The sequence below is a fragment of the Serratia sp. CY84636 genome (assembly GCF_052166245.1).
GTDB lineage: Bacteria > Pseudomonadota > Gammaproteobacteria > Enterobacterales > Enterobacteriaceae > Serratia > Serratia nevei.
Window position 1 is genome coordinate 392,885 of the sequence record NZ_JBJNOX010000001.1, and the last position, 12,545, is coordinate 405,429.

Consider the following 12,545-nt stretch of genomic DNA (forward strand, 5'->3'; position numbering starts at 1 on the left):
TCTTATTCTCTCTCTGTGACGTCGGTTAGTTTGCCAACCAAAGCTGCAAATGCTCGGCCACCGGTCCCAGCGCCAGCGCCGGCACGAAGGTCAGCGCGCCCACCAGCAACACGGTGCCGATCAGCAGGCCGATAAACAGTGGCCCATAGGTCGGCAGGGTGCCGTTGCCCGCCGGTTGGCGTTGTTTGGCGCTCAGCGAACCGGCGATCGCCAGCACCGGCAGGATCACCCCGAAGCGGCCGACAAACATGGCGAAGGCCAACAGCAGGTTGTAGAACGGCGTATTGACGCTCAACCCGGCGAAGGCGCTGCCGTTGTTGTTGGCGGCGGAGGACAGGGCGTACAGCACTTCGCTGAAGCCGTGGGCACCCGGGTTGAGGATGCCGGCGCGGCCCGCGTCGGTGCCGATGGCCAGCGCGCTGCCCAGCAACACCAGCGTCGGCGTGACCAGGATCGCCAGCGCGGTCATCTTCATGTCGTAAACGTCGACTTTCTTGCCCAGATATTCCGGGGTGCGGCCGATCATCAGACCGGCGATAAACACCGTCAGCAGCACGAACAGCAGCATGCCGTACAGGCCGGAGCCGACGCCGCCGAACACCACCTCACCGATCTGCATCAGCCACATCGGCACCATGCCACCCAGCGCGGTGAAGGAGTCGTGCATGGCGTTAACCGCCCCGCAGGACGCGGCGGTGGTCACCACCGAGAACAGGCTGGTGGCAAGAATGCCGAAGCGCGACTCTTTGCCTTCCATATTGATGTTGCTGTCGGCGCCCAGCGCGCTCAGGTGCGGGTTGCCTGCCAGTTCGGCGTACATCACCACCACCACAGCTACCACGAAGATCAGCGCCATTGCCCAGATCAGCGCATGGCCCTGGCGGTTTTCACCGGCCAACTGGCCGAAGGAGAAGCACAGCGCGCAGGGGATCAGGAAGATGGCCAGCATCTGGACGAAGTTGGTCAGCACGGTTGGGTTCTCGAACGGGTGCGCCGAGTTGGCGCCGAAGAAGCCGCCGCCGTTGGTGCCGAGCATCTTGATCGCTTCCTGCGAGGCCACCGGCCCCATCGGCAGCGTCTGCTGCGCGCCTTCGAGCGTGGTGACGTGCAGGTAAGGCAGGAGGTTTTGCAGCGTGCCCTGGCTGACGAAGAACAGGGCGATCAGCAGCGCGATCGGCAGCAGCACATACAGCGTGATGCGGAACAGATCGGCCCAGGCGTTGCCGACGGTCTTGCCGGCGCGGCGGGTAAAGGCACGGATCAGCGCAAAGGCCACGGCGATGCCGGTGGAGGCGGAGACGAAGTTCTGCACTGCCAGCCCGGCCATCTGGCTGAAATAGCTGAGGGCGCTTTCGCCGCTGTAGGCCTGCCAGTTGGTGTTGGTGACGAAGCTGACGGCGGTGTTAAGCGCCAGATCCCAGGAGAGGCCCGGGAAGCCTTGCGGGTTGAGCGGCAGCGAGCCCTGCGTCATCAGCAGGGCGAACAACAGCGCCAGGCCGAGCAGGTTGAACGCCAGGATCGCCAGCGCGTACTGCCACCAGTTCATCTCGGTGGCGCGGATGCCGCAGGCGCGCCAGACGCCGGCTTCTACCCCGCGCAGCGCAGGCAGCGGCTCACCTTCGATCAGGCGCGCCATAAAGCCGCCCAGCGGCCGGGCCAGCAGCAGAAGCACCAGCAGGAAGCTGGCGATCAGTAAAAAGGCTGAAGCCGCCATCAGAAATCCTCCGCGTTAAACAGGGCGTAGACCAAATAGGCCAACAGCAGCAGAACCAACAGCGCACCACCAATAACGCTGAAACTCACGGGACACCTCCAGAGGTGTTGTTTTTGATAGAGGCAGTGTAGGGAGAGGGGTAGAAAGAAGATGAAAAAATCGCGCGGGCGGGTGTAAAAAAAGTATAAAAATGGCTGAAATTTCAGCGGAAATTCAGCGCTTCAACCATCAGGCCGGTGGAGAGATTGCCCCTGATGGGGCAGGGCGAACGGGCGTAAGCGGGAAATAACCACCCGGATAATAACCACAATGTAACCCATGGTAAGTTAAAAATTAACTTGGCTGTAACAAAATTACGGATCGCTGCGGCGATTAGCGATTTTTTGTGCGATTTAGTGGTCGGATGAGTAGTAAACTTTCATCAAGTGCGCTAAAATTTTGCTCAGTTACCAAATTACCGATTGTTCATTTGATACGCCGACGCCGTTTTCCCTGACAAATCAACGGCAGGCGTTTTTAAGGAGGTTCGCATGTCTACTACCTATCACGCTTATTCATTGCATCGGATTCTCCTGCGCCGCAGCGCAGTGGTTATCGCGGGCATTTTGGCCCTGCCGGTGATGCTGTTCCGCAGCGATCGCGGGCGTTTTTACAGCTACCTGCACCGCGTCTGGTCAAAAACCAGCGATAAGCCGGTCTGGCTGCAGCAGGCGGAACTGGCGTCCTGCGATTTCTACTGAGTCGCTGCCGATTCACGAAAAAACCCTCGCCCTGCGGCGGGGGTTTTTTTATGCCTCTTGCCGCCCCTATCAAGCGCAAGGTCGTATTCGGCAAGCCATTCTTCTACACTTTCCTCATCGGCCAACAACACGGGAGAGCGGTATGAGTGACAAGATCCCTATCGGCATCAGCGCCTGTTTACTGGGCGAGACGGTGCGTTTCGACGGCGGCCACAAGCGGCTGGCCTTTGCGGTGGAACAGTTGGCGCCCTATGTGCGCTTTGAGCCCGTTTGCCCGGAAATGGCGATCGGGCTGCCTACGCCGCGCCCGGCGCTGCGCCTGGTGAAGCAGGCGCAGCCGTGGCCGGCGATGCGCTACAGCAACGACGCCAGCGTGGATCTGACCGAGGAGATGCGCAGCTTCTCCGCGCAGCGCGTGGCGGCCTTGCAGCATCTGTGCGGCTATATCGTCTGCGCCAAGTCACCGAGCTGCGGCCTGGAGCGGGTGCGAGTCTACAGCGAAAACGGCAAGGATTCGCGTAAAAACGGCGTCGGTCTGTTTACCGCCGAACTGCTGCGCCAGATGCCGTGGCTGCCGGTCGAAGAGGATGGACGATTGCAGGACGCGGCACTGCGGGAAAACTTCATTGAACGGGTGTATGCGCTGTACGAGCTGAACATGCTGTGGCGTCAGGGGCTGACCCGCGGCGGGCTGATCGCGTTTCACAGCCGCTATAAGCTGTCGCTGCTGGCGCATTCGCAGCCGGCGTATCGCGAGCTGGGGCGCTTCGTCGCCGATATTCACCGCTGGGACTCGCTGGAGGCCTTCGCCGTGGAATACCGCAGCCGCCTGATGGCGCTGTTGGCGCACAAGGCAACGCGCCGCAACCACACCAATGTGTTGATGCACGTGCAGGGCTATTTCCGCCGTCAGCTCAGTACGGCGCAGCGCCAGGAGCTGGCGCATCTGATCGATCGCTACCGGCAGGGCATGCAGCCGCTGTTGGCACCGATCGCGCTGCTCAAACATTACATGGCGGAATACCCCGATCGCTATCTGGCGGAACAACGCTATTTCGAACCTTATCCGGAGGCGCTGCGTTTGCGTTACGGCCATTGATTGACAAGGAGTTTTATGACCACGCATCTGGTCTGGTTGCGTAACGATCTACGTATCACCGACAACAACGCGCTGCACGCCGCCTGCAGCGATCCCGAAGCCCGGGTGCTGGCGGTGTTTATCGCCACGCCGCAGCAGTGGCGGCAACATGAGATGGCGCCGCGGCAGGCGGCGCTGATCCACGCCAGCCTGCAGGCGGTGCAGCAGGCGCTGGCGCACAAGGGCATTGCGCTGCATTGCCATGCCTGTGCGGACTTTGCCGCGTCGATTGACTGGCTGTCGGACTATTGCGAGCGGGAGCAGGTGGATGCGCTGTTTTACAATCGCCAGTACGAACTGAACGAACGGCGGCGCGATGCGCGGCTGGAACAGCGGTTGAGTGGCCGGGTGAGGTGCCACGGTTTCGATGACAGCCTGCTGTTGCCGCCGGGCAGCGTGCTCACCGGCGGCGGAGAGATGTACAAGGTCTATACGCCGTTTCGCAACGCCTTTCTTCAACGCCTGACCGAGTCCGACGTGAGTTGCCTGCCGGCGCCGAAGATCCGCGCCGGCGGTGCGTTACCCATGCCTGAGGCGCCGGCGGCGTTCGATTATCCCACGGCAGACATCGGGGATGGCTATCCCGTTGGTGAGGAGGCCGCGTTGCAGCGGCTGCGCGCCTTTTGCCGCGAGCAGGTGCAGGATTACCTCCGGCAGCGCGATCTGCCGGCCCTCGCCGGCACCAGTAGCCTGTCGCCCTATCTGGCGATCGGCGTGCTGTCGCCGCGCCAGTGCTTCAATCGCCTGCGCGCCGAATGCCCGCAGTTGCTGGAAGATCGCGAAAGCGGTGCCTTCGCCTGGCTCAACGAGCTGATTTGGCGCGAGTTCTATCGCCATCTGCTGGTGGCCTATCCCGATCTGTGCCGCCATCGGCCGTTTATCGCCTGGACGGACAAGGTGCGCTGGTGCGATGACGCGGCGAAGCTGCAGGCCTGGGAGCGGGGCGAGACCGGCTACCCGATCGTCGATGCCGCCATGCGCCAGTTGAACGCCACCGGCTGGATGCACAACCGGCTGCGCATGATCAGCGCCAGTTTTCTGGTGAAGGATCTGCTGATCGACTGGCGCGCCGGGGAGCGCTATTTCATGTCGCAACTGCTGGATGGGGATCTGGCGGCCAACAACGGCGGCTGGCAGTGGGCGGCCTCCACCGGCACCGACGCCGCGCCGTATTTCCGCATCTTCAACCCGACGACTCAGGGTGAACGTTTTGATCCACAAGGCACTTTTATCCGTAAATGGTTGCCGGAACTGGCGGATGTGCCCGACAATGACATCCATCACCCCCATCGCTGGGCGGAAAAGCAGCGATGCACGCTGAACTACCCGCTGCCGATCGTCGACCATAAGCAAGCCCGGCTGGAGACGCTGGCGGCGTTCGAGGCGGCAAAACGGGGAGAGTCTTGAGGCAACTGCAAGGAGCGACGCAATGATGAAAAAGGTGCTGGCCCTGTGCCTGAGCGGCTATTCGGCGCTGGCGATCGCCGGCTTTGACGTGGTGGCGCTCGGCGTCGACGGCGGCGTCAGCGACGGCAATCTGACCTCCTACCTGATCCGCAGCGACAATCAGCCGCGGTATGTGGCGCTGGACGCCGGTTCGCTGCTGCCGGGCATCGCCAAAGGGTTGGAGAAGGGCAGCTTCCCGCAGGTGACGCCCGAGCTGGCCGCGCCTTACACGCCACAGGGCTATGTGTTCCGGCAGTTGATCGGCAGCTACTTTATCAGCCACGGCCACCTGGACCACGTGGCGGGGCTGATCGTCGGCTCACCCGAGGACAATAAAAAAACCGTTTACGCCCAGGCGGACACCGTACTGACCCTGCGTAATCACTACTTCAACTGGAAGGCGTGGCCGAACTTTACCGACGCCGGCAACGGCTCGCGGCTGGGCACCTACCGGCTGCAAACGGTGCGGCCGCAGCAGCGGTTTACCCTCGGCCTGACCGGATTGACCGGCGTGATGTACCCGCTCAGCCACGATCGCTATCCGTCGTCGATGCTGCTGATTTCCAACGGCAGCGAGTTCTTCGCCTACTTCGGCGATACCGGGCCGGATAAGGTCGAGCAGTCGCGCGATCTCGATACCGTCTGGCGCGCGCTGGGGCCGCTTGTCGAGCAGAAGAAGCTCAAGGGCATGATTATCGAAACCTCTTACCCTAACGGGGTGGAGGATAAACATCTGTACGGCCATTTGACGCCGGCCTGGCTGCTGAAGGAGCTGAAGAACCTGACACAGTACAGCGGCGGCGATGGCTCGCTGAACGGTTTGCCGGTGGTGATCAGCCACATCAAGCCCAGCCTGAAGCAGGGCGAAGACACGCGCGCCGCCATTGCGCAACAGCTGGCGCAGGGCAACGATCTGGGCGTGAAATTTATCCTGATGGCGCAGGGCGACCGGCAGACATTTTGACTATGAAGAGAGAAGAGAATGCGTAACCTCGATCTGGAACAACTGATCAACACGGAACTGAACGCCGCGGCGTTTCAGGACTACGCCCCCAACGGATTGCAGGTAGAAGGCCGCCCGCACGTGCAGCGCATCGTGACCGGTGTCACCGCCTGTCAGGCGCTGCTGGACGCTGCGGTGGCGCATCAGGCCGACGCGATTATCGTGCACCACGGCTATTTCTGGAAAAACGAGGCGCCGGCGGTGCGCGGCATGAAGCGCAATCGCCTGAAAACGCTGCTGACCCACGACATCAACCTGTACGGCTACCATCTGCCGCTGGACGCGCATCCGGTGCTGGGCAACAACGCGCAGCTGGCGCAGGCGCTGGGCATTCGGGTGATTGGCGACGTCGAGCCGCTGGTGCCGCACGGCGAATTTGAACAGCCGCTGACCGGCGAAGCGCTGCAGCAGCGTATCGAAAGCCGGCTGGGGCGCGCGGTGCTGCACTGCGGCGATAACGCGCCTGAGCACATTCGCCGGGTAGCCTGGTGCACCGGCGGCGGCCAGGGCTTTATCGACAGCGCGGCGCGCTTCGGCGTCGATGCGTTCATCAGCGGTGAAGTGTCTGAGCAGACCATTCACAGCGCGCGCGAAATGGGCGTGCATTTCTTCGCCGCCGGCCACCACGCCACCGAGCGCGGCGGCGTGAAGGCGCTGGGCGACTGGCTGGCGCAGCACCACGGCTTTGATGTGACCTTTATCGATATCCCGAATCCCGCCTGATTTTTTTCTTCCCCGGATCCAGCCCGGCCTGTGCGCCGGCTGAATCCTTTTACCGCGCTATTTCCTTATTTTCCTTATGGTTGCGTTCTATTGACAGCCGGGGCCGCGTCACGCATAACTGGTGTGTTTTTCATCGCGATAATAATAAGGAGAATAAGGGTGCAACAAGCACGTTATTACCTGTTGGGTGAGAGAGCGGTAGTGCTTGAACTGTCGCCGCCGGTGACCTTACCGAGCCAGCAGCGCATCTGGGCGCTGGCGGAAAAGCTGAATCACCACCCCGACGTGCGGGAAGTGGTGCCGGGGATGAATAACCTGACGCTGTTGCTGCATACGCCGCAGGCCGACGCTGAAGCGATGCTCGCGCTGCTGCAGCAAGGTTGGGAAAGCAAAGAGAGCCTGACGCCGGAATCGCGCCAGGTGGATATTCCGGTGGTCTACGGCGGGGAGCAAGGCCCCGATCTGGATGAAGTGGCGCGCCATACCGGCATGACGCCGCGGCAGGTGGTGGAATGCCACGCGGCGGCGGCCTACGTGGTCTATTTCCTCGGCTTTCAGCCGGGTTTCTCCTATTTGGGCGGTATGCCGGAACAACTGGCGACGCCGCGCCGCGCTGAGCCGCGTCTGGCGGTGGCGGCCGGCTCCGTCGGCATCGGCGGCGGCCAGACCGGCATCTATCCGCTGGTGACGCCCGGCGGCTGGCAGCTGATTGGCCGCACGCCGCTGGCGCTGTTCAATCCGCATGAAATGCCGCCGACGCTGCTGCGCCCGGGCGATAACGTGCGCTTCGTGCCGCAGAAGGAGGGCGTATGCTGATTATTCTGCGTGCCGGCATCTATACCACGGTGCAGGATTTGGGCCGCGAGGGATTCCGCCGCCTGGGCATCAGCACCGGCGGGGCGCTGGATCAACCGGCGTTGAAGATCGCCAACCTGCTGGTGGGCAATGCGCCGGAGGCCGCCGGGCTGGAGATCACCCTCGGCCAGTTCAGCGCCGAGTTTACCCGCCCTGGCTGGATCGCCCTGACCGGCGCCGGCTGCGACGCGCAGCTGGACGGCAAGCCGCTGTGGACCGGCTGGCGCTACCCGGTGAAAAAGGGGCAGCGGCTGGCGCTGGGCACGCCGAAACGCGGCATGCGCAGCTACCTGGCGATCTCGGGCGGCATCGCCGTGCCGGAAATGCTGGGCTCGTGCAGCACCGACATGAAAGCCGCCTTTGGCGGCCACGAAGGCCGTAACCTGAAGGACGGCGATCGGCTGCCGCTGGGCAAATCCACCGCGCTGCCGCAACACCGCTGCGGCGTGAAACAGCTGCTGTTCACCAACCGCATCCGCGCGCTGCCGGGGCCGGAGTACGCTGAATTCAGCGAAGAGGCGCAGGACACGTTCTGGCGCACCGCCTGGCAGCTCAGCCCGCAGAGCAACCGCATGGGCTACCGCCTGCACGGCGGCACGCCGCTGGAGCGCACCACCGACCGCGAGATGCTTTCGCACGGCCTGCTGCCCGGCGTGGTGCAGGTGCCGCACAACGGCCAGCCGATCGTGCTGATGGCCGATGCGCAAACCACCGGCGGTTACCCGCGTATCGCCTGCGTGATCGAGGCCGATCTCTACCACTTGGCGCAGATCCGTCTCGGCGAACCGATCCACTTCGTTCTCTGCTCTCTGACGGAGGCGCAGCGCGCCAAGGCTGAGCAGGATCTCTTCCTTCGACAGATTGCCTGGGGGTTACATGATCGTTGATTTGAACGCCGATCTCGGCGAAGGCTGCGCCAACGACCAGGCGCTGTTGCAATTGGTGAGTTCGGCCAACATCGCCTGCGGCTTCCACGCCGGCGATGCGCAGACCATGCGTCAGTCGGTGCGCTGGGCATTGCAGTACGGCGTGGCGATCGGCGCTCACCCGAGTTTTCCCGATCGGGAGAACTTCGGCCGCACCCGCATGCAGCTGCCGCCGGAAACGGTGTACGCGCAGGTGGTATATCAGCTCGGGGCGCTGGCGGCCATCGCCCGCGCCGAGGGTGGGGTGATGGTGCACGTTAAGCCGCACGGCATGCTGTACAACCAGGCGGCGGTTGAGCCGGCGCTGGCGGAAGCGATCGCCCGGGCGGTGCAGGCGGTCGATCCGGCGCTGCGGCTGGTGGGGCTGGCCGGCAGCGAGCTGATCCGCGCCGGGGAACAACTCGGTCTGACCACCCGGCAGGAGGTATTCGCCGATCGCGGCTATCAGGCCGACGGCACGCTGGTGCCGCGCGGTTTGCCGGGGGCGTTGATCGACGATGACGAACAGGCGCTGGCGCAAACCCTGGAGATGGTGCGCCATCACCGGGTGCGCAGCGTGGATGGCGTCTGGACCGCCGTTCAGGCGGAAACCGTCTGCCTGCATGGGGACGGCGAGCATGCGCTGGCGTATGCGCGCAAGCTGCGGGACAGTTTTGTTCAGCAGGGCATCCGCGTCAGCGCGGAGCAGTAAAGCAATAAAGCAAGACACAACATCACAAGCAAAAAACTATTAGAAAATATCGAGGGAAGACTATGGAACAGGCCGTGAATCTCTGGCCACTGATTGGCATCGCCGCCATCGTGGTCGGGTTTGTATTGCGTTTCAACCCGGTGCTGGTGGTGATCGCCGCCGGCATCATCACCGGTTTGGCGGCGCTGATGCCGCTGGACGTCATTCTGGAAAAGCTCGGCGAGGGCTTTCTCAACACCCGTAACCTGCCGCTGATCCTGCTGCTGCCGCTGGCGGTGATCGGCCTGCTGGAGCGCCACGGGCTGAAAGAGCGTGCGCAGGCGTGGATCGCCAAGATCAAAAGCGCCACCGCCGGCCGTTTGCTGATCGTATACCTGTTCGTGCGCGAGATTACTGCAGCGATGGGGCTGACCAGCCTGGGCGGGCATCCGCAAATGGTGCGGCCGCTGTTGGCGCCGATGGCGGAAGGGGCGACGGAAAACCGCTACGGCGAGCTGCCGGAGCGCACCCGCCACCGTCTGCGCGCCATGTCGGCCGCGACCGACAACGTCGGGCTGTTCTTCGGCGAAGATATCTTCGTCGCCTTCGGCGCGATCATCTTCATGCACAACTTTATGCTGGAGTCCGGCGGTATTCAGACCGAGCCGTTGCATATCGCGCTGTGGGGCATTCCGACCGCGATTTTCGCTTTCCTGATCCACGCGTTCCGGCTGTATCGGATGGATAAGCAGCTGAGCGCCGAGCTGGCGCAGCTGAATCAGGCGGCGCTGCAGGCGAAGGGGGAGGCACGATGAACTTCCAGCAACAATATCTCTACTGGCTGGCCGGCGCGGTGCTGCTGATTGTGGCGGTGATGTCCTTCCGCGATCGCGCCAACCCGCGCCGCATCACCACCGGGCTGTTTTGGGGGCTGTACGGCCTGGTGTTCCTGGTCGGCGACTGGACTTACCGCCTGCTGGGCGACGTGCTGGGCGAAGGCAGCAACGAGAAACGCATGCTGCACATCATCGTTGGCGGGGTGGTGGTGGTGATGGCCCTGATTGCCGGCTTCGGCGGCGTGCGCCTCGGCAGCTATCACCAGCGAACGCCGCAGGAGCGCGAGGCCAGCGCCAAGCGCCTGGGCAATAAGCTGTTTATCCCCGCTCTGGCGATCCCGGTGGTGACGGTGATCGGCGTGCTGCTGTTCAACAACGTGCCGGCGTTGCAAACCGCGGTGTTCGGCAGCGGCAACCATGCGACGCTGATCACCCTGTTCTCGATGACCGTCGGCTGCCTGATTGGCCTGGCGATCGCGGTGAAAATGACCCACGAGAAGGCCCTGCAGCCGATACAGGAAGCGCGGCGCCTGCTGGATTCGATCGGCTGGGCGTTCATTCTGCCGCAGATCCTCGCCACGCTGGGGCTGCTGTTTACCGTCGCCGGCGTCGGCACCGCGATCTCGCATTTGACCCAGGAGTATCTGGCGGTCGATAACCGCTTTATCGCCGTGGCAGTCTACGCTATCGGTATGGCGGTGCTGACCATGGTGATGGGCAACGCCTTCGCCGCTTTCCCGATCGTTACCGCCGGCATCGGCATTCCGATCCTGGTGTTGCAGCACGGCGGCAACCCGGCGGTGATGGCGGCGATCGGCATGTTCTCCGGCTATTGCGGCACCCTGATGACGCCCATGGCGGCGAACTTCAACATTGTGCCGGCGGCGCTGCTGGAGCTGCCGGACAAGAATGCGGTGATCAAGGCGCAGGTGCCGACCGGCGTGCTGCTGCTGTTGGTTAACGTGTTCCTGCTGTATTTCCTGATGTTCCTGTAGGAGTAAGGATGCAAAAAGTATTGATTACCGGCTTTGAGCCGTTTGGCGGCGAGCGCCTCAACCCCTCCTGGGAAGTGGTGAAGCAGCTCAATGATATGGAGCTGGTCGGTGCGCGCATCGTGGCGCGCCAGCTGCCGTGCGTGTTCGGCGCGGCGCTGGACGCGCTCAATGCGGCGATCGACGAGGTGCAGCCGGTGATGGTGCTGGCTATCGGCCAGGCCGGCGGCCGCACCGACATCACGATTGAACGGGTGGCGATCAACGTCGACGACGCGCGTATCCCCGACAATCAGGAGCAGCAACCGGTGGACGAGCCGATCGTCGCCGGCGGTCCGGCGGCCTATTTCAGCACCTTGCCGATTAAAGCGATGGTCAGTTCGATGCGCGAGGCCGGCATTCCGGCCTCCGTTTCGCAGACCGCCGGCACCTACGTGTGCAACCATGTCATGTATGGGCTGCTGCACCGTTTGAGCGGCCAGCGCGAGGTCAAGGGCGGGTTTATCCATATCCCGTACCTGCCGGAACAGGCGGCGGCGCACCCCGGTGCGCCGAGCATGGCGGCCTCGACGGTGCTGTTTGCATTGGAGCTGGCCGTTTCCATCGCTTTGCAGGTGGAGCACGATCTGAAAGTGGTGGGCGGCGCGACGCATTAATCATGTCATCCCCGGCGCATCGGGCTGCGCCGGGTCTACGCAAGGAGTGGTCTATGCCGGAAGGACCGGAGATTCGCCGGGCGGCGGACAAACTGGCGGCGGCGGTGATCGATCAGCCGCTGACCGCCGTCGATTTCGCTTTTCCCCAGCTGAAACACTATCGCCAGCGTCTGCTCGGCGAGCGCATCGTCGCCATCGAGCCGCGCGGCAAGGCGCTGCTGACCCATTTCTCCAATGGGCTGACGATGTACAGCCATAACCAGCTGTACGGCGTGTGGAAAGTGGCGGCGGCCGGGGAGACGCCGGAGACCAAGCGCGATCTGCGGGTGCGGCTGGAAACCGCCCGCAGCGCGATATTGCTCTACAGCGCTTCCGACATTACCGTCGGGCCGCGCGAGGAAATAGAACAACACCCGTTTTTGCAACGCATCGGCCCTGACGTGTTGGACATGTCGCTGACGGTAGACGATGTGGCGGAGCGGTTGCTGACGCCGCGTTTTCGACGCAGGCAGCTGGGGGGCATGCTGCTCGACCAGGCGTTTCTTGCCGGATTGGGCAATTATCTGCGCGCCGAAATCCTGTGGCAGGCCGAACTGGCGCCGCCGCACAAACCGCAGGATCTGACGCCAGAGGCGCTGCGCCACCTGGCGGAGGCATTGCTGGCGGTGCCGCGCCTTTCCTACCAGACGCGCGGGCAGGCGGATGACAACCGGCATCACGGCGCGCTGTTTCGCTTCAAGGTGTTTCATCGCAGCGGCGAGCCCTGCGAACGCTGCGGTGGGATGATCGTGCGTACCGAACTGTCGTCGCGGCCGTTTTATTGGTGCCCGGGCTGCCAGAAATAAC

General features: G+C 63.2%; 14 protein-coding genes. 12 read left to right on the top strand and 2 right to left on the bottom strand.

Features of this window, described 5'->3' with window-relative positions; all coding sequences use genetic code 11:
- Window positions 1–25: 25 nt before the first annotated feature.
- Together kdpA and ACJ8QI_RS01980 are read right to left on the bottom strand one after the other, a co-directional pair.
- Window positions 26–1,714, bottom strand: coding sequence for a potassium-transporting ATPase subunit KdpA (kdpA, locus tag ACJ8QI_RS01975; protein ID WP_442532001.1), 1,689 nt, complete (start codon window positions 1,712–1,714; stop codon window positions 26–28).
- The gene (locus tag ACJ8QI_RS01980) at window positions 1,714–1,803 is read right to left on the bottom strand and encodes a K(+)-transporting ATPase subunit F (RefSeq protein ID WP_016928742.1); all 90 of its coding nucleotides are present in this window, start codon (window positions 1,801–1,803) and stop codon (window positions 1,714–1,716) included. Before ACJ8QI_RS01980 ends, kdpA begins: the two co-directional genes overlap by 1 nt.
- 441 nt (window positions 1,804–2,244) lie before the next feature.
- On the opposite strand from ACJ8QI_RS01980, the gene ACJ8QI_RS01985 reads away from it, so the two are divergent.
- The 12 genes from ACJ8QI_RS01985 (at window position 2,245) to nei (ending at window position 12,544) form a co-directional block, all read left to right on the top strand.
- Window positions 2,245–2,454: a YbfA family protein gene (locus tag ACJ8QI_RS01985; RefSeq protein ID WP_004939916.1), complete on the top strand. Its 210-nt coding sequence runs from the start codon at window positions 2,245–2,247 to the stop codon at window positions 2,452–2,454.
- Window positions 2,455–2,596: 142 nt separating this feature from the next.
- A complete protein-coding gene (locus tag ACJ8QI_RS01990; RefSeq protein ID WP_336843176.1) occupies window positions 2,597–3,553 on the top strand; it encodes a YbgA family protein in 957 nt (318 codons plus the stop codon).
- 15 nt (window positions 3,554–3,568) lie between these two features.
- Window positions 3,569–4,999, top strand: a complete 1,431-nt coding sequence (phrB, locus tag ACJ8QI_RS01995) for a deoxyribodipyrimidine photo-lyase (protein ID WP_442532002.1) — start codon at window positions 3,569–3,571, stop codon at window positions 4,997–4,999.
- A gap of 22 nt (window positions 5,000–5,021) precedes the next feature.
- Complete coding sequence (locus ACJ8QI_RS02000) at window positions 5,022–6,002, top strand: MBL fold metallo-hydrolase (protein ID WP_048232933.1); 981 nt, start codon at window positions 5,022–5,024, stop codon at window positions 6,000–6,002.
- An 18-nt stretch (window positions 6,003–6,020) separates the two neighbouring features.
- Complete coding sequence (locus ACJ8QI_RS02005; RefSeq protein WP_025301873.1) at window positions 6,021–6,764, top strand: type 2 GTP cyclohydrolase I; 744 nt, start codon at window positions 6,021–6,023, stop codon at window positions 6,762–6,764.
- A 159-nt stretch (window positions 6,765–6,923) separates the two neighbouring features.
- Window positions 6,924–7,580: a 5-oxoprolinase subunit PxpB gene (gene pxpB, locus ACJ8QI_RS02010; RefSeq protein WP_004939909.1), complete on the top strand. Its 657-nt coding sequence runs from the start codon at window positions 6,924–6,926 to the stop codon at window positions 7,578–7,580.
- Window positions 7,574–8,506, top strand: coding sequence for a 5-oxoprolinase subunit PxpC (gene pxpC / locus ACJ8QI_RS02015; RefSeq protein WP_060440510.1), 933 nt, complete (start codon window positions 7,574–7,576; stop codon window positions 8,504–8,506). The genes pxpB and pxpC overlap by 7 nt, the downstream gene beginning before the upstream one ends.
- Window positions 8,496–9,236 carry a 5-oxoprolinase subunit PxpA gene (gene pxpA, locus ACJ8QI_RS02020; RefSeq protein WP_060423628.1) on the top strand — a complete coding sequence of 247 codons (741 nt, stop codon included), beginning with the start codon at window positions 8,496–8,498 and terminating at the stop codon, window positions 9,234–9,236. Before pxpC ends, pxpA begins: the two co-directional genes overlap by 11 nt.
- Window positions 9,237–9,298: 62 nt before the next feature.
- A complete protein-coding gene (locus tag ACJ8QI_RS02025) occupies window positions 9,299–10,030 on the top strand; it encodes a DUF969 domain-containing protein (RefSeq protein ID WP_016928734.1) in 732 nt (243 codons plus the stop codon).
- A complete protein-coding gene (locus tag ACJ8QI_RS02030) occupies window positions 10,027–11,046 on the top strand; it encodes a DUF979 domain-containing protein (RefSeq protein WP_049201994.1) in 1,020 nt (339 codons plus the stop codon). Before ACJ8QI_RS02025 ends, ACJ8QI_RS02030 begins: the two co-directional genes overlap by 4 nt.
- An 8-nt stretch (window positions 11,047–11,054) precedes the next feature.
- The gene (gene pcp / locus ACJ8QI_RS02035; protein ID WP_442532003.1) at window positions 11,055–11,699 is read left to right on the top strand and encodes a pyroglutamyl-peptidase I; all 645 of its coding nucleotides are present in this window, start codon (window positions 11,055–11,057) and stop codon (window positions 11,697–11,699) included.
- A 53-nt stretch (window positions 11,700–11,752) separates the two neighbouring features.
- Window positions 11,753–12,544: an endonuclease VIII gene (gene nei / locus ACJ8QI_RS02040; protein WP_060423635.1), complete on the top strand. Its 792-nt coding sequence runs from the start codon at window positions 11,753–11,755 to the stop codon at window positions 12,542–12,544.
- Window position 12,545 lies beyond the last annotated feature (1 nt).

Bases quoted from the DNA above. Each gene is read 5' to 3' on its own strand.
- ACJ8QI_RS02030 (WP_049201994.1), top strand. From the start codon at position 10,027: ATGAACTTCCAGCAACAATATCTCTACTGGCTGGCCGGCGCGGTGCTG.
- kdpA (WP_442532001.1), bottom strand. From the start codon at position 1,714: ATGGCGGCTTCAGCCTTTTTACTGATCGCCAGCTTCCTGCTGGTGCTT.
- ACJ8QI_RS02005 (WP_025301873.1), top strand. From the start codon at position 6,021: ATGCGTAACCTCGATCTGGAACAACTGATCAACACGGAACTGAACGCC.
- nei (WP_060423635.1), top strand. From the start codon at position 11,753: ATGCCGGAAGGACCGGAGATTCGCCGGGCGGCGGACAAACTGGCGGCG.
- ACJ8QI_RS02000 (WP_048232933.1), top strand. From the start codon at position 5,022: ATGATGAAAAAGGTGCTGGCCCTGTGCCTGAGCGGCTATTCGGCGCTG.
- phrB (WP_442532002.1), top strand. From the start codon at position 3,569: ATGACCACGCATCTGGTCTGGTTGCGTAACGATCTACGTATCACCGAC.
- pcp (WP_442532003.1), top strand. From the start codon at position 11,055: ATGCAAAAAGTATTGATTACCGGCTTTGAGCCGTTTGGCGGCGAGCGC.
- pxpC (WP_060440510.1), top strand. From the start codon at position 7,574: ATGCTGATTATTCTGCGTGCCGGCATCTATACCACGGTGCAGGATTTG.
- pxpA (WP_060423628.1), top strand. From the start codon at position 8,496: ATGATCGTTGATTTGAACGCCGATCTCGGCGAAGGCTGCGCCAACGAC.
- ACJ8QI_RS01985 (WP_004939916.1), top strand. From the start codon at position 2,245: ATGTCTACTACCTATCACGCTTATTCATTGCATCGGATTCTCCTGCGC.
- ACJ8QI_RS02025 (WP_016928734.1), top strand. From the start codon at position 9,299: ATGGAACAGGCCGTGAATCTCTGGCCACTGATTGGCATCGCCGCCATC.
- ACJ8QI_RS01990 (WP_336843176.1), top strand. From the start codon at position 2,597: ATGAGTGACAAGATCCCTATCGGCATCAGCGCCTGTTTACTGGGCGAG.